General features: G+C 62.2%; 16 protein-coding genes. 13 read left to right on the top strand and 3 right to left on the bottom strand.

The features are described from left to right. Window positions 1–365 precede the first annotated feature (365 nt). The 12 genes from AACL53_RS00255 to arsH all read left to right on the top strand — a co-directional run bounded on the left by AACL53_RS00255 (window position 366) and on the right by arsH (window position 19,966). Window positions 366–2,888 (top strand): transglycosylase domain-containing protein, encoded by a 2,523-nt coding sequence (locus AACL53_RS00255; RefSeq protein WP_339081286.1) that lies wholly within the window; start codon window positions 366–368, stop codon window positions 2,886–2,888. Window positions 2,889–3,013: 125 nt separating this feature from the next. Beyond that, complete coding sequence (locus tag AACL53_RS00250; RefSeq protein WP_339086839.1) at window positions 3,014–5,479, top strand: hypothetical protein; 2,466 nt, start codon at window positions 3,014–3,016, stop codon at window positions 5,477–5,479. Between the two features lie 160 nt (window positions 5,480–5,639). Next, on the top strand, window positions 5,640–6,212 hold the full coding sequence (locus AACL53_RS00245; protein ID WP_339081284.1) for a hypothetical protein: 573 nt from the start codon (window positions 5,640–5,642) through the stop codon (window positions 6,210–6,212). 422 nt (window positions 6,213–6,634) lie between these two features. Then, the gene (locus AACL53_RS00240) at window positions 6,635–11,998 is read left to right on the top strand and encodes an alpha-2-macroglobulin (RefSeq protein WP_339081282.1); all 5,364 of its coding nucleotides are present in this window, start codon (window positions 6,635–6,637) and stop codon (window positions 11,996–11,998) included. Between the two features lie 309 nt (window positions 11,999–12,307). Further along, complete coding sequence (gene pbpC, locus AACL53_RS00235; RefSeq protein WP_339081280.1) at window positions 12,308–14,371, top strand: penicillin-binding protein 1C; 2,064 nt, start codon at window positions 12,308–12,310, stop codon at window positions 14,369–14,371. A 106-nt stretch (window positions 14,372–14,477) separates the two neighbouring features. Then, window positions 14,478–15,350 (top strand): protein-L-isoaspartate O-methyltransferase, encoded by an 873-nt coding sequence (locus tag AACL53_RS00230; protein ID WP_339081278.1) that lies wholly within the window; start codon window positions 14,478–14,480, stop codon window positions 15,348–15,350. A 43-nt stretch (window positions 15,351–15,393) separates the two neighbouring features. Continuing rightward, on the top strand, window positions 15,394–16,497 hold the full coding sequence (locus tag AACL53_RS00225) for a poly(3-hydroxybutyrate) depolymerase (RefSeq protein WP_339081276.1): 1,104 nt from the start codon (window positions 15,394–15,396) through the stop codon (window positions 16,495–16,497). A gap of 62 nt (window positions 16,498–16,559) precedes the next feature. Continuing rightward, entirely contained in the window at window positions 16,560–17,516 is a 957-nt protein-coding gene (locus tag AACL53_RS00220) for a hypothetical protein (protein WP_339081274.1), read from the top strand. Window positions 17,517–17,655: 139 nt separating this feature from the next. After that, window positions 17,656–18,009: a helix-turn-helix transcriptional regulator gene (locus tag AACL53_RS00215; protein ID WP_339081272.1), complete on the top strand. Its 354-nt coding sequence runs from the start codon at window positions 17,656–17,658 to the stop codon at window positions 18,007–18,009. A gap of 100 nt (window positions 18,010–18,109) precedes the next feature. Beyond that, window positions 18,110–18,817 (top strand): MIP/aquaporin family protein, encoded by a 708-nt coding sequence (locus AACL53_RS00210; protein WP_339081270.1) that lies wholly within the window; start codon window positions 18,110–18,112, stop codon window positions 18,815–18,817. A gap of 4 nt (window positions 18,818–18,821) precedes the next feature. Continuing rightward, entirely contained in the window at window positions 18,822–19,244 is a 423-nt protein-coding gene (gene arsC, locus AACL53_RS00205) for an arsenate reductase (glutaredoxin) (protein WP_339081268.1), read from the top strand. After that, window positions 19,241–19,966 carry an arsenical resistance protein ArsH gene (gene arsH, locus AACL53_RS00200; protein ID WP_339081266.1) on the top strand — a complete coding sequence of 242 codons (726 nt, stop codon included), beginning with the start codon at window positions 19,241–19,243 and terminating at the stop codon, window positions 19,964–19,966. The genes arsC and arsH overlap by 4 nt, the downstream gene beginning before the upstream one ends. A gap of 92 nt (window positions 19,967–20,058) precedes the next feature. Here arsH and AACL53_RS00195 read toward each other — a convergent pair whose 3' ends face one another. Together AACL53_RS00195 and AACL53_RS00190 are read right to left on the bottom strand one after the other, a co-directional pair. Then, complete coding sequence (locus AACL53_RS00195) at window positions 20,059–20,535, bottom strand: DUF411 domain-containing protein (protein WP_339081264.1); 477 nt, start codon at window positions 20,533–20,535, stop codon at window positions 20,059–20,061. Between the two features lie 75 nt (window positions 20,536–20,610). Further along, window positions 20,611–23,253 (bottom strand): TIGR02302 family protein, encoded by a 2,643-nt coding sequence (locus AACL53_RS00190; protein ID WP_339081262.1) that lies wholly within the window; start codon window positions 23,251–23,253, stop codon window positions 20,611–20,613. 306 nt (window positions 23,254–23,559) lie between these two features. Here AACL53_RS00190 and AACL53_RS00185 point away from each other — a divergent pair, with 306 nt between their 5' ends. Further along, a complete protein-coding gene (locus AACL53_RS00185; RefSeq protein ID WP_339081260.1) occupies window positions 23,560–23,745 on the top strand; it encodes a hypothetical protein in 186 nt (61 codons plus the stop codon). A gap of 422 nt (window positions 23,746–24,167) precedes the next feature. Here the strand turns inward: AACL53_RS00185 and lysA are convergent, their stop codons facing one another. Next, the gene (gene lysA / locus AACL53_RS00180; protein WP_339081258.1) at window positions 24,168–25,445 is read right to left on the bottom strand and encodes a diaminopimelate decarboxylase; all 1,278 of its coding nucleotides are present in this window, start codon (window positions 25,443–25,445) and stop codon (window positions 24,168–24,170) included. Window positions 25,446–25,458 lie beyond the last annotated feature (13 nt).

The following is a 25,458-nucleotide window of genomic DNA, read 5'->3' as shown; positions in this document are numbered from 1 at the left end:
AAACATCATCTTTTAGGGCCGCGAGTAACAGTGGAGTGAACTCAAGAGTTCAGTGCGGGGTAAAGTGTTATGGTGGCGAAACCTTTCGTCATGGTGGTCGTTGCAGCGCTCATTGGTCCTGCAGTCGGCGTAGGCCTTTTTATACTGATGAACAATTTCTAGGCTTCCGGACTTCCTGCTTTTCGCTGAGAGATCCAAGCTGCTTTCGCGTTGGCGGCACCGCCGCCTGCGCGCGCCGTATATTTGCCGTAACTCGGAGCGGAAGCCGACAAGCCTTCGCTGACTTGATGCCTCAAAGCTCGACTAGCGTCTAATGCTCAGCCGCCGCCCTCTGGCGATGGCATTAGCGCGGCTTTGCGACAGCGATGTTACGTTTACTGCGGCATCTGACCGCTTTCGCTGAGTTCTGTCTCTGGGTGCCGCGCGCAATTTTGCGCTGGCTGATGATGACGGTCGCGTTCAATCCGAAGCTCGGTCCGCTCCGGCACGTTTTCACGGCAGCATTCCTCTACGTTCTCTTTGCAATCCTCCTCGTTTACGTCGCTGCACCGATCCGCGGCTACGTTGGCGATCTAACGATGCACGACAGGCTTGGCTACGACGCCGAGCGATGGCTGGCGACGGCCATCTACGATCCCAAGGGCAGCTTCGTCGGCACGTTCGATCCACGCCTCGATAGCCTGCGCGATGTGAACTACACCGACAGCGCCATCGCGCTTGGCGATTACGTGGCGAACCCCGACCACAAATCGATCCCCGTGCGTGAGGTGCCGGAGCAGTATTGGCGCTGCCTCTCCTATCAGGAAGACCGCTACCTTGGCGGCCCACTCAATCCGTTCGGCATCGATCTCATCGGCGTTCTGAAAATCCCGTTGACGACGATCACGCGATCGATCGCGGCGCACCGCCCAAGCCTCGGCGTCGGCGGCTCGACGTTGCCGATGCAGTTCGCGCGCGTAATCTACAAAACGCCGCCAAGTCCCGGCGAGGGCGGCATCACGAAACTCCGGCGCAAGCTCGGCGAATGGTGGCTTGCACCTGTCATCTATCGCGAGTTGACCCGTGGAGGCGACGACACGCTTCTGAAGCAGTGGGCGGCGAACCACATCTGGCTTGCGCAGCGCACCGGCGGCCAACCGCTCCACGGCGTCGAGGTGACGAGCCAGGTCGTCTTCGGCAAGGAAGCCAAGGATCTCACGACGGCCGAGCAATTCGTGCTCGCGTCCGCCGTCAACAAGCCGATCATCCTGCTCGAAGGCAACGACCGGCTCAATGCCGTCCGCCTCGACCGCTGGCGGTACATTACGGAAGTCCGCGCGCGTACCTGCGCCGAGAAGCTGATCACCGATGAAGCCGAACAGAAAAAGGTCGTCTTCGAGCTGATGGAGCTCGCCGGCGGTCCGCCCGATCCAAAGGTGAAGCCGAAGCTCGAAGCGGCTCTCGAACGGTTTGCACCCGATCAAGTGAAACGCGCCGAGGCCAACCCCACGATCCGCGCCAATCTGCTTCTTCCCGCTGCCCGCTTTGGCATCCGCGAGGAAATGAAACAGAGCTACGGCTTCGGCTGGCGCGATTACGTTCGCGGCGTGACGACGACGTTCGACATCGGCGAAAACTTGAGCTTCCGCGAGAAGATCGACGGCGCCCTCACAGCGCTCGACACGAAATGGACGTCGCGCATCGACCCCACCTATACGCTCGATCCCAAAAAGGTGACGGCCGACAAAGCGCTGCCAAACGTCATCGTGGTCGCGGCCGATGCCGACGGCAACATCGTGCGCTACTACGAAGCCGGAGAGACGGCCGCCTACTTCGGCTCGCTGCCCGCGCGCCGCGCTGACAACGGCCTTTACGATTCCACGCTCGAAAGCCGTCAGGTGGCATCGACAGGCAAGATGCTTCTGGCGGTGGCGCTCGCCAATCAGGGACGTGACACGGCGGAAAGCCTGTACCCCGATCCGCAAGCACCGGCCCAGGGCCTCGATACGTGCGCGAAGGGCGGAAGCAACGGCAACCGCAAAGCCGTCGTTGCTTTTGCGTGTTCCCTCAATGCGCCGCTGATCACACGCGGCGCGCAACTCGGACAAGTGCCGATCAAGCGGCTGATCGACGGCTTCGGCTTCACGATGCCGCCCACTGCCGAGCTTGGCGGAACGCCGCCTTCGACCGCCGTCGTTCTCGGACAAATCGCCGGAGCGCCGCAGCGCGTGCAGTTCATGTCGAGCGTGATCTTGGCGTCGCTGATCGGACGCGGCACGAAGCCGGTCCGGCCGCCGACATTGATTGCAACATATGACTACACGCAAAAAGGCGAAGGTGGCGCCGGTATTGCCGCGGAAGCTCGCCCCGCCGTCATTCCGAAGTCGCTCATCCGGCCGGGCGCAGTATGGCTGATCCGGTCTCTACTCGAAGCGCCGCTCTGTTATCAGACCGGCGGCCAATCGTACGGCACGCTGAAAAGCCTGAGCCAATGGTGCGCGCGCCGACGCGGCGACCTGCGGCTCCATTTCGCCAAGACGGGAACGTCCGTCTCGCTCGATCCGAATGCCACCGTCGATGCCTGGGCCTCCGGTGGATTGCAGTTCGCGAACGGCGCCGCGTATTCCTACGTCGTTCTCGTCGGCACCGGCACGGCCTCGAAACCGTGGGCGCGTGATCTGCATTCTGCTCAAATTGCAGCACCCCTTCTCGATGTCCTCCTCCGCGACCTTGCCGACCACGCCAAATCCAACCCGCGCCGGAATTTGCTGCCGCCCCGCCGGCCCGCATCGGCCCCCGTTGCAAGTCTTCGCACTGCTCCACGAACAGTCGCTTCTGAAGGATCGATCGCGCGCGGTGGCTCGCCCTCGGACGAACAGCTCCGCACTCTGACGGCCAACGAACGCTGAACGACCCGTTCATCCTCGCGCTGAAAATCCGCCAGCACTCGAACATCGGTGAGCCGCAGTTGCGACATTAAAAACGCTGACTGCGCGTGGAGTCTGCGCCTCTCACTTGGGATGGGTTGGCGGTGATGAACCTGGATGGTCCTGAATTCGGGCGCGGGACGGGCTCGATGCGCCTCTACGCCGATACGCGCGACGATGGCACGCCGGAAAAGCCGCCGCGTGATTGGAAACGCGCGATCCTGATCGTCGGCCTCGGCGCGCTGTCGTGGGTCGCAACCTACGTCGGCATGCTCGAGCTGATCGAAGCCAACATGGGCGATCTGCCGCTCGTCCATCGAGTCATCGTCGGCTTCTCGGTCGCGATGTTGATGACGATGATCATCTGGCTTCTCGACCAGCTCTTCCGGCCGCTGCCCTTCACCACAAGGGCTTTCTATGCAGCGGGCTACGTATTCCTCTCGCTGATATCGATCGGGTTCGGGTTCGGCTTCTATTGGAAGGTTCTCGAAAGCCGCGGCGAAGCCTCCCGCTCGGCCGAAAGCGCCGTATCGCAGGTTCAGAATTCCCTGCATGGCGCGGAAACCCGCCTCGAGCAGCTGCAGGCCACCCTGGTGCAACTGACCCAGGTCTCGACCGAAAAAGCCGAGCTCGAGCGTACGAAGGGAACGTCGTGCCCGAATTCGAAGCCGGGCGACGGCCCGCGCCGCAAAATGCGCGAAGACGATGCGCAACGCTTTTCGTTCGCTTCCGACTTCGTCAAAGGGCGCATCGGCGCCGTCAAAACCGACATGGGTGCCCTCAACGGCGATCTCGCGAAAATCGTCACCGCGGACGCATCGACCTTCGATCCGAAGACAGGCACGCGTAACGAATTCATGCGCGCGCTCGGCCGCAAGCTCGACCTGACCGCGACGGGCTTCAACGCCTTCCGGACCGATCCGCAGCTTCGCCAGATCCGTTCCGACTTGGCCGACCGCGCCGAACGCACGACCTTTGGCGAAGGCAAGAACGGTGCGGTCTCCTGCCCCGACCCGCAGTTGCAGATGGCCTTGCGTGGCGTCGTGAAGGCCATCGATCAGCTGCCCGAGTTGCAGAAGCCCGAAATCGCGGCAGTCGAAGGCCCGGAGGCGACGATCGAAGCCTTCCGCCGCCTGACCACGACGTTCTACGGCCTGCTGTCGTTCAAGATGCCACCGTCCGCCGACGAACTACGCGAATTGCAGAAGAAAGCCGTTCAGTCGGTCGAGAATTCCGGCGACGCCAGTGTGCGTGCATCGCGATCCCTCGTCGACGATCAGGTCGCCGGCCTTTCGAAGCGCGACTACGTCCCGCTCGCCGTCGCCCTCTTCGTCGACATCTGCCTGTTCCTCGTCTCGATGGGGCAGCGCCCGGGCGGCCGCCTCGACGGCCTAGTTCCGAAAATGCAGGCCGCCGAGCGCGGCCCGGTCATCGAGATCCTCTCGCGCTTCAACGACATTCATCGCGACAAGCAGATCCGCGAAAACTTCGAACTGTTCCGGCATGTCGTCTTCGACATGAATGGCGACTACTACGTCGCCGTTCCCCTCGATGCGCCGCCGCGCATGAATCCGACCGAACGCGAAAACCTGCGCGTCGAAGCGCAGCTGCTCGCCAATTTGTTCGCGAGCTTCGAAAAAGAAAAAATCTTCAAGCGCACGATGCTGCCCATAACGAGCAGCATCCAGAAACGCCTGAAGCGACAGGGGTCGAAATTCGCAGGCTCGGAATCGTTCCGCGTCTACAAGTTCACGAACGGCGCATGGTCCGACATCATCCTGGGCGCGGTCATGGGCGCCGCGCGCCGGGCCGCGAGAAGCGACGGCACGATTGGCCGCTCCGCCGAGCCAGCTTCAATTTCACCGGCATCCATAACGGAAACGCCGCCGCCGGAAAGAGCAGCCGCTTCGCCACGCCCGACACCGTCCGCTTCGCGTGACGAAGATCGCGACGAGCCGATTGCCGCGACGAATTTCGAGCACCACATTCGCCCCGCCCGACCGAACCTCGCGCCAAACCTCGCAATTGATCCCGAGCACGCCGCGCGCTTCGGCCCCTATGCGGAAGCCTATCGGCCCGAGCCGGCCCTGCCGTCAGCGCCGCAAGCGCCCCGCGTCCGCCGTGCGCCGCCGAAGCCCGATCCCGAGGCGGACGTCACCGTCAAAGCCGCCAACAGCAACACCATTCAGACGGCACCGATCGCACCGCCGCCGCTACCCGATTTTCGCCCCGCGACCGTGGTCACGATCCCCCGTCCACATCAGCCGCACAGCGAAAAACCGGCAGAGGCTCTTACGCCTGCCGAACCCCGCGCCAACGTGACGTTGCAACGCGAAACCGCGACATTTTCTATGCCGGTAAGCGAGGCGGTTATGCCGGCGTCGCTCGAAGCCGCAATGCGCCGAATTGACGGCCGTTGGATCGAGGTCGACAGCGAAAATATCGATCCGGCCGGGGCCAATTACCTCGCTCATCTGGATGAGGAAAAACTCTCCGGCCCTGCCGAAGAAATTCAGCTTTCTGAAGGCGATAGAGCACTTATCCGCCGAATCGCACCACCGGCTGCAGAATGAAAAACACTTGGAAAGAAAAAAGGATAACGCCGTTCGCCTTAAATCGAACCGACCGGCAACGCTTGTTTAACATTCTTCTTGGCTTAATGGGGCCGCCGAATGCCCAGCGGGGGGCAGTTCGAACTTCCGAATTTTGTCGGCTCAAGATAGGAAATCATAAATGCGCATCGCTTCACCTTCGGGGCTCATGATGGTAGCTCGAACGGATAAGGAAGCACGCCTCAAGGACTTCATTGGGGATGGTCTGGCACCCCGCGAAGAAGGCCCGGCAGACCATAAGTGCTTGACTGTTTTTGTTCGCAATCCCGACAGCCCGGTCGCACGCGCGCTTTGCGCCGCGTGGTCGGAAGGCCGGATCGACGACACCCGCATCCGGATCCTGATCTGCGATACGAACGCCGAAGAACCGGCGGCGACATCGGTGCTGGATATTCCGCACGCCGAATTCCGCGTTCTCGCCGACCACAGTTTCGGCCCCGCGCACGAACAGCTCGTCGTTCGTGAGAGCCGCGTCTGGATCGGCGATTGCCTTCGCCGCGATCCGACGAAACGCGATGCCTTCGAAATCTATCACGCCGACGATGCCGCCACCGGCGTATTCGCCAGCGCGTCCTTCGAAAAATTGTGGGTGCGCGGCCGCCCGTTGAAGCCTCTGGCGTCAAGCGTCGCGCCGGAGATCATCGCCGGGCAATCTGCTGATCAGAACGGGCTGACTCGCAACCCGCGCCACTAGCGCAGACGTCCCGAATCCAAGAACACGCTTTGTCATCATCGGCTTCAGGCCGAGGATCCATCGGTCAGCACAAGTTGCTGCTTAATGGATCCTCGGGACAAGCCCGAGGATGACATTGCATTTTTTGCTGCGTGACACGTCCCAACATCCGCCATCCCGGGCGGTCTCGACTTCCCCGCCAAACAACTTATCCCCGCCTTTTCGCGCCGTGATAGGCTTCGCACGTGCATGCGGAGAAAAAGGCCGCAAGAACGCGCAAGGGGCGGCATTTCCGAATTTGCCGCCGCGCTTCGGCCCTTGGCCCCTGTTGGGCTTTTGAAACACTCGCCGATTAGCGATACTCCGCCCGGGCTAAGTTCCGGGCGCCAATCGTGTGCCGAACGAAGCTACGATCGCCAGGCACTCAAACAGGATGCCACCCCATGCACGTCATCGCGCGCCTTGCTGTGTTTTTCGCTCTCATGCTGGCCACGCTCTCAAACGCCAGCGCCACCGAGAAACCCTTCCTGCACGCAGGAATTGCGGCGGATGCGAAACGCTACGAAACCTATCTCAAGGCCAATTGGAAGCCGGACGGTAAATCACCGGCCGCGCTGAAGTCCGAAGCGGAAAAAGTTTTCGCAACCGACCCGAGGGCGGCGTCGAGAAGCCTCGCCAACGCAGTCGCCATCGATGAAAAAGATTCAGCCGCCTGGACTCGCCTCGCCGAAGCCTTGCTCGCGATCAAGCCCGATCCCGACAAGGGCGGCGAACGTTACGACCTGCCGATCTACGCTTCGGGCGCCGCCTACCGCGGCTATCAGCGCGCGACCGACGACGCGCAAAAGGCGCACGCTCTTTATGTACTCGGCCGAACGCTTGAAACCCGCTCATACTGGCGCCCGGCAATCGACGCGCTGAGCCTCAGCCTCACGCTCGCCGACGATCAGACGACGCGCGAAATGTATGACCGCCTCCGTGGCGAGTACGGTTTCCGCATGACGGACTACAAAACCGACAACGAGGCAACGCCACCGCGTCTGTGCCTCCAGTTCTCGGAAGATCTTTCGCGCACGCAGACGGACGTTGCCAAATTCATCTCCGTCGGCGGCAAGGATCCGCAGAACCTCGTCCAGGAAGGCAAGCAGCTTTGCCTCGAAGGTCTGAAGCACGGAGAGCGCTATGAAGTGCAAATCCGCGCGGGCCTCCCCTCCGACATTGGCGAAACGTTGCTGAAAACCGCGAACATTGCAGTCTACGTGCCGGATCGCTCCGCGTTCGTCCGCTTCAGCGGCAAGGCCTACGTGCTGCCGTCACGCGGACAGCAGGGCATCCCCGTCACCACGATCAACACGAACAAGATCGACGTCGAAGTCTACCGTATCGGCGACCGCAGCTTGGCGACGACGCTTCAATCCGGCGACATGCAGCGTCAGCTTTCGAGCTACGACGTCGACAACATCCGCGATCGGTCCGGCATCAAGGTCTACCAGGGCCAGATGGACATAACGTCGAAGCTCAACGAGGAGGTGTCGACCGCCGTCCCCGTCACCGACGCGACAGGGAAGCTCGAGCCCGGCGTCTACGTCATGGTGGCGAAGCCGACCGAAAAGCAGAAGGAAGAAAGCTACGAACGCGCGACGCAGTGGTTCATCGTCTCTGATCTCGGCCTCACCGCGTTCACCGGCAATGACGGCGTCCACGCGCTCGTTCGCTCGCTGACGGAAGCAACCGTGGTCGCTGGAACGTCGGTCAAGCTCATCGCCCGCAACAACGAAGTGCTCGCAACCGCGACGACCGATGATCGCGGCTATGCAAAGTTCGACGCGGCGATAACGAAAGGCGAGGGCGGAACCGCGCCCGCGATCATCGTCGCGCAGAAGGGCGAGGGGGAATACGCCTTCCTCGACCTGACGCTCAACGCCTTCGATCTGTCTGACCGCGGCGTCCAAGGCCGCGACCCGTCTGGCCCCGTCGATGCGTACGTCTACACCGAACGCGGCGTCTACCGCGGCGGCGAGGAAGTCAACGTCACCGCGCTCGTTCGCGACCAGTTCGGCAAATCGTCCGCCGTGCCGACGACGCTGATGCTCTTCCGGCCCGACGGCGTCGAGCAGACGCGTCTCGTGATGAATGATCAGGGCCTTGGCGGCCGCGCGCTCGCCGTGCCGCTCGCAAAAGCCGCAATGACCGGAACCTGGCGTCTTCGGCTCTACACAGACCCCAAGGCCGAAGCGATCGCGGAGAAGAGCTTTCTCGTCGAAGACTTCGTGCCCGAACGCCTCGACATGACGCTCTCGGCGAACATTTCGGCTCTGACGCCCGACGAAAATCAAACGATCAATGCCGATGGCCGCTACCTCTACGGACCGCCGGCCGCCGGCCTCGGCATCGAAGGCGAAGTCGTCGTCAAAGCCTCGAACAAAGACGTGCCTGGCTTCGCCGGTTACGTCTTCGGACAGGCCGATGAACTCGTGAACCCCGCGCGCCAGCCGCTCGAGGCGAGCCTTGCGATGGACAAGGACGGCAAAGCCGCCATCCCGATCGTCCTGCCGCAAATGCCGAAGACGCCGAAGCCGCTTGAAGCCGCGATCACCGTCAAGCTCCGCGAAGACGGCGGCCGCACCATCGAGCGCAACATCACGTTGCCGGTCGATCTGAAACTCGAACGCATCGGCATTAAGCCGCTGTTCGAAAACTTCACCGCCGCCGAGGACCAGAACGCCGATTTCAACGTCGTGCTTCTGGGCGCCGACGGCAAACCTGAAGCCAACAGCAATCTCACTTGGACGCTGACGCGCCTCGACACGAACTGGCAGTGGTATCGCCGCGACGGATCGTGGACATACGAAGCCGTCACCGTGAAGCGTAAGATCGGCAGCGGCGCTCTCGCCGTCACCGCCGATGGCGCCGCGAAAATTTCGCAACCCATCCAGTGGGGACGCTATCGCCTCGACGTCGCCTCCAACGATGCGGACGGCCCGGCTTCGAGTGTGCTCTTCAACGCCGGCTGGTACACGGCAGGCGAAAACGTCGATAGCCCCGAACAGCTCGACGTCGCGCTTGATAAGAACAGCTACAAATCCGGCGAGACCGCGAAGCTGCGCATCGCTTCAAAGCTCGGTGGCAAGGCGCTGGTCTCGGTGCTCGGCACCGGCCTCCACCTGATGAAGGAAGTCGACATCGCCAAGGGCGGCGGTGAGGTTGAAATCCCAATCTCCGGCGAGTGGGGCCCCGGCGCCTACGCAACGGCAATCCTCTATCGCCCGATGGATGAGAGCCAGAAGCGCATGCCGAGCCGCGCCATCGGCGTCCGCTGGCTGCCGATCGACCAGAGCGGCAAGCATCTGAAAGTTGCCGTGACGCTTCCCGAAAAAGTAAAATCCGGAAGCACGTTCACGGTGCCGCTAAAGGTCGAAGGTCTGTCGCCTGGTGAAGACGCGCGCGTCGTCGTGGCGGCCGTCGATCTCGGCATCCTCAACCTCACGCGTTACGAAACGCCGGCGCCGGAGAAATATTTCTCCGAGCAGCAGAAGCTGTCGTTCGAAATCCGCGACTTCTACGGCAAGCTGATCGACGGCATGCGGGCCGATCGCGGCAAGCTGCGCTCTGGCGGCGACGGCGGAGCAGCCCTCCAGGGCAACCCGACGGTCGAAACGGTCGTGTCGCTCTTCTCCGGCCTCGTTCGCGTCAAGGAAGACGGCACCGCAAGCGTCGACTTCGAGCTTCCCGACTTCAACGGCACCGTCCGCGTGATGGCCGTCGCCTGGAGCAAGGACAAGGTCGGCCACGGGTCCGGCGATCTGATCGTGCGGGACGCGGTGGCGCTGACTGTCGCCGTGCCGCGCTTCATGACGCTCGGAGACGAGATGAACCTCGGCTTCAGCATCCACAACGTCGATGGACCCGCTGCGGCCTACAAGCTCGCGCTTTTCAAAAAGGATGGCGACGACACCAACGAAACGCTCACCGAGATTGCCGACAAATCGGCGGACCTGAAAGGCGGCGAACGCACGCTTCAGCGCATTGCCTTCAAACCCGCCGATATCGGTTCGCTGACACTCAAGGCTGTCGTTACCGGCCCGAACGACATTCGCGTCAAGCGCGAGATGACGTTCGAGGTCCTACCGCCAGCCCGCGACATCAAACGCACGACGATCTCATCGCTGAAACCCGGCGGCAAGTTGCAGGTCACGCGCGACCTTGCGCAGGATCTGATCCCGTCGCGGACCCGCATCAACCTCTCCGTCGGCCCGGCCGCTCGTCTCGACGTGCCGACGCTTCTGGCTCAGCTCGACCGCTATCCCTACGGCTGCGCCGAGCAGACGGTGTCGCGCGCGATGCCGCTCGTCGTCGCCAATGCGCTCGCAGCGCAAATCGGCCTTGCCGAGGACAAAGCCCTAAAGGAACGTGTGCAAGGCGCAATCGCCCGCGTCTTCGACATGCAGGACTCGACCGGGGCATTCGGCGTGTGGGGTCCGTCATCGACCGACCTCTGGCTGACCGCCTACGTGACGGACTTCCTGACGCGCGCTAAGGAAGCCAAATACGACGTCCCGCGCGAGGGCTTCAATCGCGCCCTCGATAAACTGCAGAACTTCATCGCCTACGCGTCCGACTTCGAGAAGGGCGGCGAAGATCGCGCCTACGCGCTCTACGTCCTCGCTCGAAACGGCCGCGCGCCAGTCGGCGACCTCCGCTACTACGCCGACGAACGCATCGAACGCTTCTCCACGCCGCTGGCAAAAGCGCAAGTCGGTGCCGCGCTGGCGATGATGGGCGACAAGGAACGCGCCGAGCGGGTGTTCGCAGCCGCTCTCGCGGCCATGCCGGATAAGCCGGATTCCGGTTACCGCAGCGACTACGGCTCGACGCTCCGCGACGGCGCCGCACTCGTGACGCTCGCCGCCGAAACCGGCATCGCCCGCGACGCACAGCCAAAACTCGCGACCGTCATCGCCAAGGCCTACGAGACCCGCAGCTATACCTCGACGCAAGAACAGGCATGGATGCTTCTCGCAGCGAAGGCCGTGAACGACGAGGTAAAAGCGACGACGCTGTCGATCGATGGCAAGCCGGTCAACGGCCCGCTGCTGAAAGGCCTGAAACCGGCCGAGCTGAAAGACGGCACTCTGACGATCACCAACAACGGCGACACCGCCGTCGATGCCGTGATCTCCGTCATCGGTGCCGCGCTGACGCCGGAACCGCCTGCCTCCAAGGGCTTCAAGATCGAACGTCAAGCCTACGCGCTTGACGGCAAGAAAGTCGATCTCGCAAGCCTCAACGGCGGCAAGACCGAGGTGAAGCAGAACGATCGCTTCGTCATCACCGTCAAGGTCACGTCCGACGAGCCGGCTGGCCGCGTCATGGTCGTCGACCGCCTGCCTGCCGGTTTCGAGATCGAGAATCCGCATCTCGTCGACAGCGGCGCGATTGCTGGCCTCTCGTGGCTGAAATCGACGGCCGACCCGGAGCATACCGAGTTCCGCGACGATCGCTTCGTAGCCGCATTCAACTTTGCCAACGTGCGCACATCGTCCGATACTTCGAACGGCGACAATGGCAGCTCGGTCGAGGGCGTTGACCAGAACTCGGTCGAAACGCGGGACGACGGATCGGTCGTGCTGCCTGACGGCACGGCGCAGAAAAAGCCGCAAGCCGTGACGGCAACGCTCGCCTACATCGTCCGCGCCGTGAACCCCGGGACCTTCGTCCACCCCGCGGCGACCGTCGAAGACATGTATCGCCCCGAGCGTTACGCGCGCTCGGCCGCGGGTCAGCTCACCGTCTCGGCAAAGGAGTAATCCGACGTGAGGCTGGGGCTCTTTGCGAAACGCATCAAGTCCACGTTGTTCCAATCCTCCCCCCAAAAGGGGGAGGGCCGGAGCGGGGGTGATGAGCAGGTTGTGCCCCCAACATCATCCGCTCTGCTCCGGCAACTCTCAGGTTTTCTTCGCCTCCGCGTCTTCTCCCCTCCCCTTGACAGGGAGGGGTCGACGGTCGGGAGCAACACGAGAACGATCCCCCCACCCCTAACCCCTCCCCGCGTTGGGGAAGGGGAATCTCAGCGATCCACGATCCGTCGCTTCGCAATTGCGGCCGCGTTGACGCTTATGATCGCCACCGGGGGCGCCTACGGCCTTTACGTGAAGGCTTTCGCCGACGCCGGCCCGCTTCCGCTCGAACAGGCAAAAGCCGTATCCGTAACGGTCATCGATCGCGACGATCGCCTTCTGCGCGCCTTCACCACCACGGAAGGAAAATGGCGGCTGCCGGTCGATCCCAAAGATGTCGATCAGCATTACTTGAAGATGCTGTTCGCGTTTGAGGACAAGCGCTTCTACACCCACCACGGCGTGGACCCGAAAGCCGTCACCCGCGCCGTCCTCCAGATGATGCGCCACGGCCGTCTCGTCTCGGGCGGCTCGACGCTGACGATGCAGGTCGCACGCCTCCTCGACGGCAAGCACGAGCGCACCGCAGGCGGCAAGCTCCGCCAGATGGCGCGCGCCATCGAACTCGAACGCGCGCTATCGAAAACCGAGATCTTGAAACTCTACCTTCGCCTGGCGCCGTTCGGCGGCAACCTCGAAGGCGTCAGAGCCGCATCGCTCGCCTATTTCGGCAAGGAACCGCGACGCCTGTCACTCGGAGAGTGCGCGCTGCTCGTTGCCCTTCCGCAGTCCCCGGAAATGCGCCGTCTCGACCGGAATCCGGAAGCCGCACGCCGCGCCCGCGATCGCGTACTGACACGCGCGGTCGCGGCGAATGTCATCACGGTCGCGGAAGCAGAAAGGGCAAAAGCCGAACGCATTCCGTCCATTCGTTTCGCCTTCCCGATGCTCGCGCCGCATCTTTCCGAGACCGAGGTCGCCGCGCATCCCACTGAGAACGTCATCAAGCTGACGCTCGAACGCAATCTTCAGAGCAACCTCGAACGCCTCGCGGTGGAACACGCGCGGACGATCGGCGATAATGTCTCTACGGCCATCATCGTCGCCGATCACCAGACGGGCGAAATCCTCGCCGAGGTCGGCTCAGCCGATTACATGGACAGGACGCGCCACGGCGCCGTCGATATGGCGACGGCGGTGCGCTCTCCGGGCTCGACGCTGAAGCCCTTCATTTACGGCCTCGCCTTCGAAGCGGGCCTCGCGCATCCGCAAACGCTCATCGAAGATCGCCCCGTCCGCTTCGGAAACTACTCACCGAAGAACTTCGACGAAGGCTATCACGGCACCGTCTCGATACGCGAAGCGCTCGAGCAATCGTTGAACGTACCGGCAGTGCGCGTGCTTGCTCGCGTCGGACCTGGCAAGCTCGCCGGCCGCTTCCGCCGTGCCGGAGTGACGGCACGCTTTCCCGATAAGTCCGAGCCGACGCTCGCAATGGCCCTCGGCGGCACAGGCCTGACGCTTGAAGAATTGACGGCTCTTTATGCCGGCCTCGCGCGCGGCGGCGATGGCATCACGCTGACGCATCGCTACGATCAGCGCGGCAAGATCTGGGGGGCGACGCACGTCAAGCCGCTCGTCAACGCCCACCGTTTGATGTCGCCGCTGGCCGCCTGGTATGTGACGGACATTCTGAAAGACGCCCCACCCCCGCTCAACGCCAAGGGTGGCCGCTTCGCCTACAAGACCGGAACGTCCTACGGCTATCGCGACGCCTGGGCCATCGGCTACGATGGTCGCTACGTGATCGCCGTGTGGGTCGGCCGTCCGGACAATTCGAGCATTCCGGGTTTGATGGGCCGAAGCGCCGCCGCACCGATCCTCTTCGACGCCTTCGAGCGGGTGCCCGGCTCCCGGGTCCCCCTGCAGGGCGCACCGGCCAATGTCATTCGGGGAACGAACGCCGATCTGCCCGCGCCCCTCAAACGCTGGCGCGACCCGGGCGACGACCCGGCCGGCGGCAAATACCTCCAACCGCCCGTGCTGATCTCTTTCCCGCCGGATCAGTCCGAAATCGCCGAAACCGATCTCGACGGCGAACCGCTTGTGCTCAAGGCGGACGGAGGCGCGCTGCCGCTCACCTGGCTCGTCGACGGCAAGCCGATCCAATCGGACGCGCACACGCGCGAAGCGGCATGGCAGCCCACGGGCGCCGGCTTCGCCAAGCTCACGGTGATCGACGCCAATGGCCGTACCGACCGGGCCTTTATCAGACTAAGATAGGCAGCTTAGACGGATACGCGCGCAAGGCCCGGCATCGGGCGAGCACCGTCTTTGTGTGGCCCCATGTGGGCTGAGAACTGGCAATGGTCCTCGCCAGGAGCTTGCAATGGAACTCGCCGAGTTGCGTCGTGTTTTCGCGCGCCAGATGCTGGCGCTCGCCGACGTATGGAACAATCAACGGCTCGAAGACGCGTTCGCCAACGTACCTCGCGAAAAATTTCTCGGGCGCGGCCGGTGGCATATTTTGACGCCGTGGTCGCTCCAGAACTACGCCAATAACGGCGATCCCGCTCTCGTCTATCAGGACGTCGTCATCGCCTTGGACGAGGAGCGCGGCGTCAACAATGGCAGCCCTTCCCTTCACGCCCGATGGCTCGACGAAGTTTCAGCGGGTCCCGGCGATCGCGTCGCTCACATCGGCGCCGGCACGGGATATTACTCCGCCATCATTTCGGAGATTGTCGGCCCCGAAGGTCACGTCATCGCAGTCGAATATGATGCCGATTGCGCCGCGAGAACTCGTGAAAATCTTTCCGGCCGCCGTAACGTTGACGTCGTCCATGGCAACGGCTGCGACTGGCCGAAAGACGAAGTCGACATCGTATATGTGAATTTTGCGATCCCGCGCCCGGCCGACCCTTGGATCGAAAATCTGAAGCCCGGCGGACGCCTCATCTTTCCTCTCGGCGTCCCCAGCACGACCCGGTCGCACGGCAGATCGTTGAACGGCGTCACAATAATGGCGACGCGCCTGGAGGAAGGCTATGCGGCGGCATCCTCCTACCCCGTATCGTTCGTTTTTGCGGAAGGGCTGACACTGGCGCCCGGCGAAGAAGAAATCAGAAATTTGTATCAGAGCCTCAAAAGGGGCGGATGGGAGGGCATAAAAAGTCTCGTTTGGAAGCAGGCGGCCGATAGTGCAGAGTGCTGGTACGTCGGGTCGGATTGGGCCCTCAGCTACAACGCCATTACCTCCTGAGTTTTATTCTCTTCCATCGCCCATTTTGGAATTCGAACCGACCATGAGACGCCACCGCGCCGCGATCCGAAAATTTGCGCTGATGGTCGCAATGACCGCCGTTCCGCTGGCTTCCGGCGGCTGCAACGAGTCCGCGAAAAAGGCCGCATCCGACCGGCCGCTTCCCGCGCTCGGCGCCAAAATCGATGAAACGTCCGTCTCGGGCATTTCATCCGGCGCCTACATGGCCGGACAATTCCAAATGGCGCACGCCAAACGCGTGGCCGGAGCCGCCATCATCGCAGGCGGCCCTTACGGCTGCTCCGAAAGCGTCTTCGCCGGCACGATGCCGGGCGCGGGAACTGCCATCCTCAACCTTTCTAAAGCCGTCAACGGCTGCATGCTCGATCTCCTAGGCGTCTGGGGCGTTTCCGACCCGCAAGACCTCGCGGCGAAGGCCAAGGAGCGCGCCGACAAAGGCGAGATCGATCCGATCGCCGATGTCGTGAATGATCGCGTCTATCTCTTCACCGGAACCTCCGACCGCACCGTCGCGCCCTCGATCGTCCGCCACGCAGCGGCGTTCTACGAAAAGCTCGGTGTGCCCCAAACGAACATCGATCTCGTTTCGAACCTGCCTGCGGGGCACGCCTTCATCACGGACAACGAAGGCAACGCCTGCGGAGTTTCGGCATCACCTTACATCGACAATTGCAATTATGATCAGGCGGGCGCCCTGCTGAAGCACATCTACGGCAACCTTGCGCCGCGCGCGGCGACGCCCGGCGGCGAGTTCATTGATTTCGATCAACGCCCGTTCTTCCCGAGCGACGACAGCGCAGGATTGGCCGAAACGGGCGTCGTCTACATCCCGAAGTCGTGCAAGGACACGGCCGGCTGCCGCGTTCATATTGCCTTCCACGGCTGCGCACAGAATCGCGAGGCCGTAGGCGATGCGTTCGTCAAGGAATCCGGCTTCGCGCGATGGGCGGACACGAACCGGTTCATCGTGCTTTTTCCACAAATCGCGAATTCTCCGATAAACCCGCAAGGCTGTTGGGATTGGTGGGGTTATACGGGCCCGCAGTATCTTACGCGTGACGCGCCGCAGATTGCCGCAGTAAACCGCATGCTCGATGCCTTGCAAGCGCCGGGCGGAGGCGCATAAAGGCTGCAGCCAGCAGGCGCTATAAAAGCCGCTTCAGCGCGGCTAATGGGGGGAATTCCAGAATGCTCGCACGTGAACGCCTCGTCGCGCCCCTCGTGTCGGTCTCGTGGCCCCAAGCGCCAAGCATTTCATCCGGCATAAGACGAACGCTCGAGGTCGCCGCAGCCGTCGCCACGATGGGGTGCCTCGTCATGGCGGCCACGTTACCGAGTGATCGCGGCAACGCTTCGTCCAGGGCATCGAATGGCGTCCCCGTGTCGACGGCGCTGCACCCGGGACGCGAAACCGATTTCGGCGCCTACCTCGGCGCGCCCTATCACTACCCGAGCGACTTCCACCTCGTGAAGAAAGGCGTCACCGATCTCACGATCAAGAACGTCGAATGGTACACGCTGCCCTTCGAGAACCCGCTTTACTACGGCGTCCGCCTCCAGCGTTGGTTCACGGGCCGCTTCGGCTCGATGCTCGACTTCACGCACTCGAAGGTCTACGCGCCGCTCGACCAGGAGGCGAATTTCGAAGGCACCGTTGACGGCAAGCCGGTGCCGCCCACGGCGAAACCGCGCGACTATTTCAAAAAGCTTGAATGGACGCATGGCCACAACATGCTGACGCTCAATGCCATGATCCGTCTGCCGTCGCTCGGAATTGTTTCGCCGTACGTCGGCGCCGGAGCCGGGCTCTCGTTCCCGCATTCCGAAATTTTTCCCAAGACCGACCCGTCGCGAACCTACGAATACCAATATACCGGCCCCGCCGGTCAGGCGCTCTTCGGTCTCGAGTTCCGGCTGCCGACCGGCTCCGTGTTCATCGAGTATAAATTCACATCATCCGACTATTGGGGCCCGCTCACCGGCCGCGACGGCTCGTGGTACCCGATCGACATGTTGAACCAGTTCTCGCGCTGGTGGAAAGGCGAAGAACCCCCGTATGGCTGGGCAGGTGCGCGCCTGACGAGCCATCAGGTGATCGGCGGCTTCCTCACCCGCTTCGTGCCGAAAACCGCTGGAGCGAAGTAAGCGGCGAGTGTCGCTTCGAACGTCCGAAGCTCGCCGGTAAGCCACGTCTGGAAAACGGCCGCCGGCAGCAAACGTGAGGCGTGATGATGAACCGATCACAGGCACTTGATTATTCCAACAATTGTTGGAATAATGAATTATGGATGAAGCAAACGTCGTCGCGGCTCTGTCGGCGCTCGCGCATCAGCATCGGCTGCGAATTTTCCGCCTTCTCGTTGTAGCGGGCCCGAACGGCATTCCGGCAGGTGAAATCGCCGAGTCCATTGGTGTCAGCCCAACAGCGCTCACCTTCCACCTCAAAGAACTGGAGCACGCCGGCTTGATAACATCGGCGAGGGACGGGCGTTACGTTCGCTACGCCATGCTCGTCGACGGGATGCGCCAGCTCCTGACCTATCTGACGGAAGACTGTTGTCAGGGCCATCCTGAGTTTTGCGGGACGACCATGAAAAAAGGCCGGGTCCTTTGTAAACCGAAGGAAAGGGCGCGATGAGCGCAGACCGGCCTTGCAAGTTCACAAGCCTGCCACTTCGCTCGCTTGAACTGTCGTTGCAAAATCACCAGACCGTCCCGCACACGAAGACCGAGGCGCCATGACAGGCAGTGCCTGCAGCCGAAAAGTGGGCGCTGAATTTCTCGGCAGCGCCTTCTTGCTCGCGACCGTCATCGGCTCCGGCATCATGGGCGAGCGGCTTGCGGGCGGGAATGAAGCGCTGGCATTGCTTGGCAACACCCTGCCAACAGGCGCGATCCTCATAGTCATCATAACAATTCTCGCGCCCGTCTCGGGCGCTCACTTCAATCCCGCCGTCACGCTCGCTCTCTTCGTCAGGAAAGAAATCGGAACGAAACTTGCGCTTGCCTATGTCTCGGCACAGATAGCGGGAGCGGCAACGGGAGTGGCTGCCGCACATCTCATGTTCGACCTGCCCTTGATGGAGCTTTCGACGAAAGTCAGAACGGGAAGTGGACAATTTTTTTCGGAAGTTGTCGCAACATTCGGCCTTCTCACGATCATCCTTCTGACGCGCAAAGCAAAAACCGATTTCGTCCCTGTCGCGGTCGGTCTTTACATCACCGCTGCGTATTGGTTTACGGCGTCAACGTCATTCGCAAATCCCGCCGTCACGCTCGCGCGCGCTCTATCCGATACGTTTGCGGGCATAAGGCCCGCCGATGTCCCGCTATTTGTCACTGCACAAATAATTGGGGCTCTTGCCGCCCTTCCTGTTTGCGCTTGGCTGATTGGCACAGAAAAATCCAGGCAGGAACCGTCAGCGCAATCCGTACTATCCGAGTGAAGATATGAGCATCGCGATTTATCACAATCCTGCCTGCGGAACCTCGCGCAATACGCTTGCCATGATCCGTCAGAGCGGAGAAGAACCGCACATCATCGAATATTTGAAAGAGCCGCCGACCCGCGAAAAGCTGGTCCAACTGCTTTTGGCGATGGACATGCGCCCCCGCGACCTGCTGCGAGAAAAGGGAACACCTTACGGCGAACTCGGTCTCTCCGACCCGAAATGGACGGACGACGAGCTTATCGACCTCATGATGCAATATCCCATTCTCATCAACAGACCGATCGTCGTGACGCCACTTGGCGTCCGCCTCTGCCGCCCGTCGGAAGCCGTTCTCGAAATTCTGCCCAACCCCGATATCGGCACGTTCGTGAAGGAGGACGGCGAAGCGATCATAGGAAAGGCGAAGTCTAGAACCCGATGACCGATTACCTATCCAATCTTCCAAACGTCGATGCCGCCTGCTTCCGGCGACCGTCACACGGCGAGCTTGAATCACCGAAATCCGTCGCTCACAAACCGCGCATACTGCTTCTTTACGGATCGGTGCGCGAACGGTCATACAGCCGTTTTCTGGCGCTGGAAGCAGAGCGCTTGTTGCAGGCCTTCGGCGCGGAAACGCGCATTTTTCATTCCGACGGGCTGCCGCTTCCTGACAGTGCGCCAGAGACGCACGATAAAGTGCACGAGCTTCGCGAACTCGCCGCATGGTCCGAAGGACAAGTCTGGTCCTCGCCGGAGCGGCATGGCGCGATGAGCGGGATCATGAAAGCGCAGATCGACTGGATACCGTTGTCATCCGGCGCGGTGAGGCCGACACAAGGCAAGACGCTCGCAGTTATGCAGGTGAGCGGCGGCTCGCAGTCGTTCAACGCCGTCAATCAAATGCGCGTATTGGGCCGCTGGATGCGGATGATTACGATCCCCAATCAATCATCCGTCGCAAAGGCGTTTCAGGAATTCGATGAAACCGGCCGAATGAAGCCTTCCGCGTTCTATGATCGCGTTGTCGACGTCATGGAAGAACTCGTGAAATTTACACTTCTGACTCGAGGCAGGTCTGATTATCTCGTTGATCGTTACAGCGAGCGCAAAGAGAGCGCAGAGGCTCTTTCGCGGCGCGTGAATCTCACAGCGGCAACCTGATCGATCACCCGAACGTTTGCGGAGCTCTTGGAAGATGAGCCCCCGTTGCGCTCGGCTCGTCTCTTGCGTTGGTCAGTAGCTGACTGTCGCTTCTATGAGATGGGGCGATCAGTTTTGTAACGGCCAAACGACCGCTGCCCATCTTTCGTAAAGATCATCACCTCATAGGGTTCTGGCTCGCCCCCCATGCCCGGTGAGCCAGCGGGCATTCCGGGAACGGCGAGTCCAATGGCCTCGGGTTTCTCGGCCAGCAGCCGTTGGATAGCGTGGACCGGCACATGCCCCTCAATCACATATCCCGAAAGCTCTGCTGTGTGGCAGGACGAGAGCGCGGCCGGCACGCCAAAGCGCGCTTTCAAGGCCTTCATTTCCGATATCTCGGATACGATCGTCTCAAACCCATGACTGCGCAAATGCTCAACCCAGGCGCTGCAGCATCGGCAGTTGGGGTCTTTGAAGACCTTGAGGGTGGGGGCTGACTGAGCCGAGACGCCAGTCGTCAGCGACGATAGCGCCAGTGCGAAACCTCCAAGAACGGCGCGTCGATTGTAATGATTGCCTTGCCGCATTAGAGGTCCCTCCGAAGACTGAAGCTCGGCGCGACGCGAGCCGGTGACTGCTGTTACCCGGTCATTAGAAAGACGCTAAAACCGCTTCAGCAGCCGGTCGATGTATTCGAGTTCGTCCTGCGGCCTGAGGCTCTCACCCGAACGCTTTCTGAGCTCTTCTAGGATTTCGCGCGCCCGCTGGGCATCGATCGCGTCGGGCACCTTCACGGACGTGCCAAGATCGGGCCCCTGCGCGCGTTGCGGCCGGCCCATCGGATCGCGAGGAGAGTTGCCGCCGCGGCCCAAACGCTGCTGCGCATTCTTCTGCATCTGCTCGGCCATCTGCTGAGCGCTTTGGCGCATCTGCTCGAGCGCCTGCCCCTGCTGATCGGCAGCTTCGCCAAGATCGCCTTGCTTCAGCGCATCCTCGGCCCGGCCCATCGCGTCCTGCGCATTGCCGAGCTTGTCGGGATCGCCCGCACCCATTTCCTCGAGATCTTTTTTCAGCTTGTCGAGTTCGTTGCGAAGCTGCGCCTGACGATCCTGCAGGCTGCCCTTTCCGTGCTGTTGCCGTCCGGCGGACTTGCCCTGCGAACCCTGCTGGCCTTCGCCCTGCTGACCGCCACCCTCCTGATCGGCATCCATGTCGCCCTGGCCGCCCTGCTGGCGACCCTGGCCTTGCTGACCCTGCTTGCCTTTACCAGTCTTCGGTGAGCCCTGACCGTTCGGATCATCCTGCGAGCCGCCTTGTCCTTCCTGACGGCGCTGCTGACCGTACGTATCGTCCATCAGCTGCTGTTGCTTGCCGGTGAGGTCGCTCAGCTCGTTGAGCTTCTTCATCATCTGCTGAGCGCGCTGCTGCTGGGCACGCGCCTCGGGCGAATTGCTCGCCTGCAGGCGATCCATCAACTCACGCAACTCGGAAAGCATCTTCTCGGCATCGTCGCGCGAGCCTTCCCGCGCGCTCTTCTCCAGATCTTTCATCATCTGGTCGAGGTCTTGCTGGCCAAGTTCTTGGTTCTGATCGCCCTGCTGCTGATCGCCGGAAGGATTCTCCTTCTCCGCGTTCTTCTGCATTTCGTTGAGATAGTCGTTGAGGCGTTTCTTCAGATCCGCCATCGCATCTTGGATTTCCTTGTCGTCGCCCTTCTCGATGGCGTCCGACAGACGATCCTGCGCATCCTTGAGCGCGCGCTCCGCCTGTGACAGCGCCCCATCCTCGACCTTGAGCGCGATCTGCCAAAGCTCAGCGATGGACTCGTTCAGCACGGCGCGCGTCTCCTGCCGGTCGAGGCGATGATAGATCGCCCTGAGACCAAGATAGACACCGTCGTCGGTGATGAAGCCCTGCGGCTCCATGGTCAGCGCATCGAGCGCCCGCACGACCTTCGGCCGGTTGCGCGAGTCCTCGGCAAGGTACCGCCGCTGTTCGACCAAAGCCCTGGCCAGCGGATTTTTGAAGCGGCGGGACGGCAGCACGATTTCGATCGGCTCACTGCGCCCGACTTGCCCGCCGACATCCGTTGCCTCGAGCCAGAGTTGAACGCGCTGACCGGCCCACGGATGCTCGCCGATGTCGAGAAGCGCCGACGTATCGACCGTCTTTGCGCCCGGGCGCGGAATTTTAAGGCTGAGAACCGGCGGACGCTCGAGCGGCAACCGCGGTCCCGTGAGCGGCGGCGGCTGCGCCCACGACTTTGCAGCGTCCACGGGCTTCGGCGGCGCCTTGCGCACTTTGACTTCGGCGCTCTGGAGGCCGTAGTCGTCTTCCGCCTTGTAGAAAACGCGCATCGATCCGCGTGGCGTGCCGGTGATCTCCTTCGTCAACGCGATCTTCGGCAGCGCGTCGGGAATGACGTCGAACGTCCAAAGCCCAAGCTCCCGCGTTCCCGAAAGGGCGCGAATGCGTGCCGACTTGCGGATCTCGTAGCGCGTCTCCGAGACGCTCGAAGTATCGCCCTTCTTCGATTTTTCGGGAGGCACGATGACCGGCGCAGTTGCGCCATCGGTCAAGACTTCGAGCGAGACCCCATCCGTGCCGAACCCGACGCCCCGAAGCGTCAGCAGGCTGCGATCGGGCACCTCAAAGAATTTGATCTTGTCCTTGGCGTCGTCGGCATTTTGCTGCGAGCCATCGGCCAGCAGCACCGGCGGCAGCGCCGTATAGGGCGGCGGCGTGACCCAGGCATCGACACGCGCCGGCGGTCCGGACTCGCCGGTACCGAAACGGAAAGCGGCAGCTAAGCGATCACTGAGGCTTCCCGTCGCCAGAACTGCTATCGGCACGAACATGACGAGCAAAAGCCCGCGGACGGCCCAGGGATCGAAACGATCGGTTCTGGGCGCTGGACGCCCGACCCGGAGACGCGAAATCGCCCGCGCCAGACGTTCTCGATGCGCCTGCCAAATCGCAGACGTGGTGGCGTTCTGGGCCCCGGACGTCAGCGTGTCCTCGTAGGACGTCGCGGGACGGTGCGGCACGTTGGAGCGGCGCTCGATCCGCCGGATGGCGTCTTCCCGCGTCGGCCAGGGAATGCGAACCGCGTAAACGACAGCCGCGACGGCGGCGACCGCGAAGGCGACCAGCAAAATTTTATGAGGGAGCGGGTCGAGGTAAGGCCACAGGCCGACGAACGACAGCATGACGAACACGAGCGCCACGCCGATCAGCAGCCAGAGCCGCGGCCAAAGTCGCTCGAAAAACAGCGCGACCGTGCTGAGACGGACCTTGCGCGCCAAGGATCGCGAAATATCGGGACCGGGATCCCTGTTCTGAGGCTCTACCATGCGCGCCTAAACTATCACGGGCCCCTGACCCCGCACGTTAACAAAATGCAACCCTGAGGGGCCGAATGACCCGCCTATCGGGCTTTTCTACGGCCCATTTTTGATTGCGTGGGCAAGCCGCCGAACAATATTGTCATCCCAGGAGAGCATCCTTGCGAGTCCCGGGACTAACTTGATTGCGGTTCTGGATCCCGGCTCTTCGCTGCGCTCCGACGGGATGACAAACGGTGAGGGAAGCAGAAAACGCGGTGAAGCACATTGTCGCCCACAAACTCCAGTTATTATTTCATCGACCCGCCCTCCGTCTTCGCGCCCCGCGAGGAATGGGAGGAGCATCTCGCGAGCTTGCGTGCTCAGTACATCGCCGACGCTCATCCTCAGATCAAGGAAGCAATCGAGGAAGCTGAGGCGCATCTCGCCGAGATGGAAATGGGCGCCGACTAGAGCCTCTCAGCCTTACGATTGAGCCGTTACACCCCCGCCATTGCGGAGGTTTTCGTTAGCCGAGGAAATCACATAGGCCGAGCAGTTTCTCGCGTCGCCGATCTGGCGACGGCGCAAGCAACAACACGCTCCGTCATGCCGACGGAGGCCGGCACCCAGACAAGTCTGAGCAGAACCGGTCACGACGGGCTTCACCGCCAGAGCGGCCCCCAACTCCGGTGCGCGCCAAACCTCACCTGGATCCCGGCCTCCGCCGGGATGACGTTAACGGCGAACCTGCCCCTCCCAAGATGTCATCCTCGGCTTCATGCCGAGGATCCATCGTGACGCGACCGAGGTGTGGATGGATGGCTCCTCGGGACAAGCCCGAGGATGACAATATCGTCGTTGTCCCTCTCCCCACGAGAGGGCGAGGGAACCTGTCAGCCTTCTGATAAAAGCCACGGCGGCAGATGATCGGCCCCGATCAAGTCGTCGTAGGTCGGGCGCGGCCGGACGACGGCATAGCGGTCGCCATCAACCAGCACTTCCGGGAGGAGCAAGCGGCTGTTGTAGGTCGACGACATCACCGCCCCATACGCGCCCGCCGACATGACGGCGAGCAGATCCGTCGGCGCGACGGGAGGCAACGCCCTGTCTTCCGCCAGAAAATCGCCCGTCTCGCAGACCGGCCCGACGATATCCTGCTGCATCGGCGACATGTCCGAGCACGCTTCGTTGACGGGCCAGACATCGTGATAGGCTTCGTAAAGCGTCGGCCGGATCAAGTCGTTCATCGCCGCGTCGACGATCGTGAACGTCTTGTCGGTCCCTTCCTTCACGTAGACGACCTGCGTGACGAGAACGCCTGCATTGCCGACGATCATGCGGCCGGGCTCGAGAACGAGCTTGAGGCCGAGACCGCCGAGCGCATCCTTGACGACCGCGGCGTATTCATCGGGTGTGGGTGGAATGTCGTTCGCACCCCGGTACGGGATGCCGAGCCCCCCGCCGATATCGAGATGCTCGAGCGCGATGCCGTCGGCTTTGAGATCGCGCGCGAGATCCGCCAGCAGGCGAAACGCATCGCGAAACGGCGCAAGATCCGTGATCTGGCTGCCGATGTGCATATGGATGCCCGAGATCTTGATGCCGGGAAGCTTGGCGGCTTCCGCATAGAGACGCCGCGCATCCTCATAGGGTACGCCGAACTTGTTTTCGGCTTTGCCCGTCGAGATTTTCGCGTGCGTTTTGGCATCGACGTCGGGATTGACGCGAATGGCGATGGAAGCGGTCCGGCCGATCGCCGTCGCGACGTCGCTCAGCGCATGAAGCTCGGGCTCGCTCTCGACGTTGAAGCCGTGAATGCCTTCTTCGAGCGCATAGGCCATCTCACCGCGCGTCTTGCCGACGCCGGCAAAAATGATCTTCGATGCCGGAACCCCCGCCGCACGAGCACGCCGGAGTTCGCCTTCCGAGACGACGTCCATGCCGGCGCCGCGACGGGCCATCGTCGTCAGTACCGCCTGATTGGAGTTCGCCTTGACGGCAAAGCAAATGAGCGCGTCCTGCCCTTTGAACGCCCGCGCCAGAACCTCGTAATGGCGCACGAGCGTCGCGGTCGAATAGCAATAGAAGGGCGTCCCGACCTCCGCCGCGATGCGTGCGAGGCTCACGTCCTCGGCATGAAGGATGCCGGACTTATACTGAAAGTGATGCATGGGAAGCGCTTCT

The sequence above is a fragment of the Hyphomicrobium sp. ghe19 genome, assembly GCF_902712875.1.
Taxonomy (GTDB): Bacteria; Pseudomonadota; Alphaproteobacteria; order Rhizobiales; family Hyphomicrobiaceae; genus Hyphomicrobium_B.
Note: the sequence above shows the minus strand (reverse complement) of the source record. Positions and strands in the feature narration are given on the sequence as shown.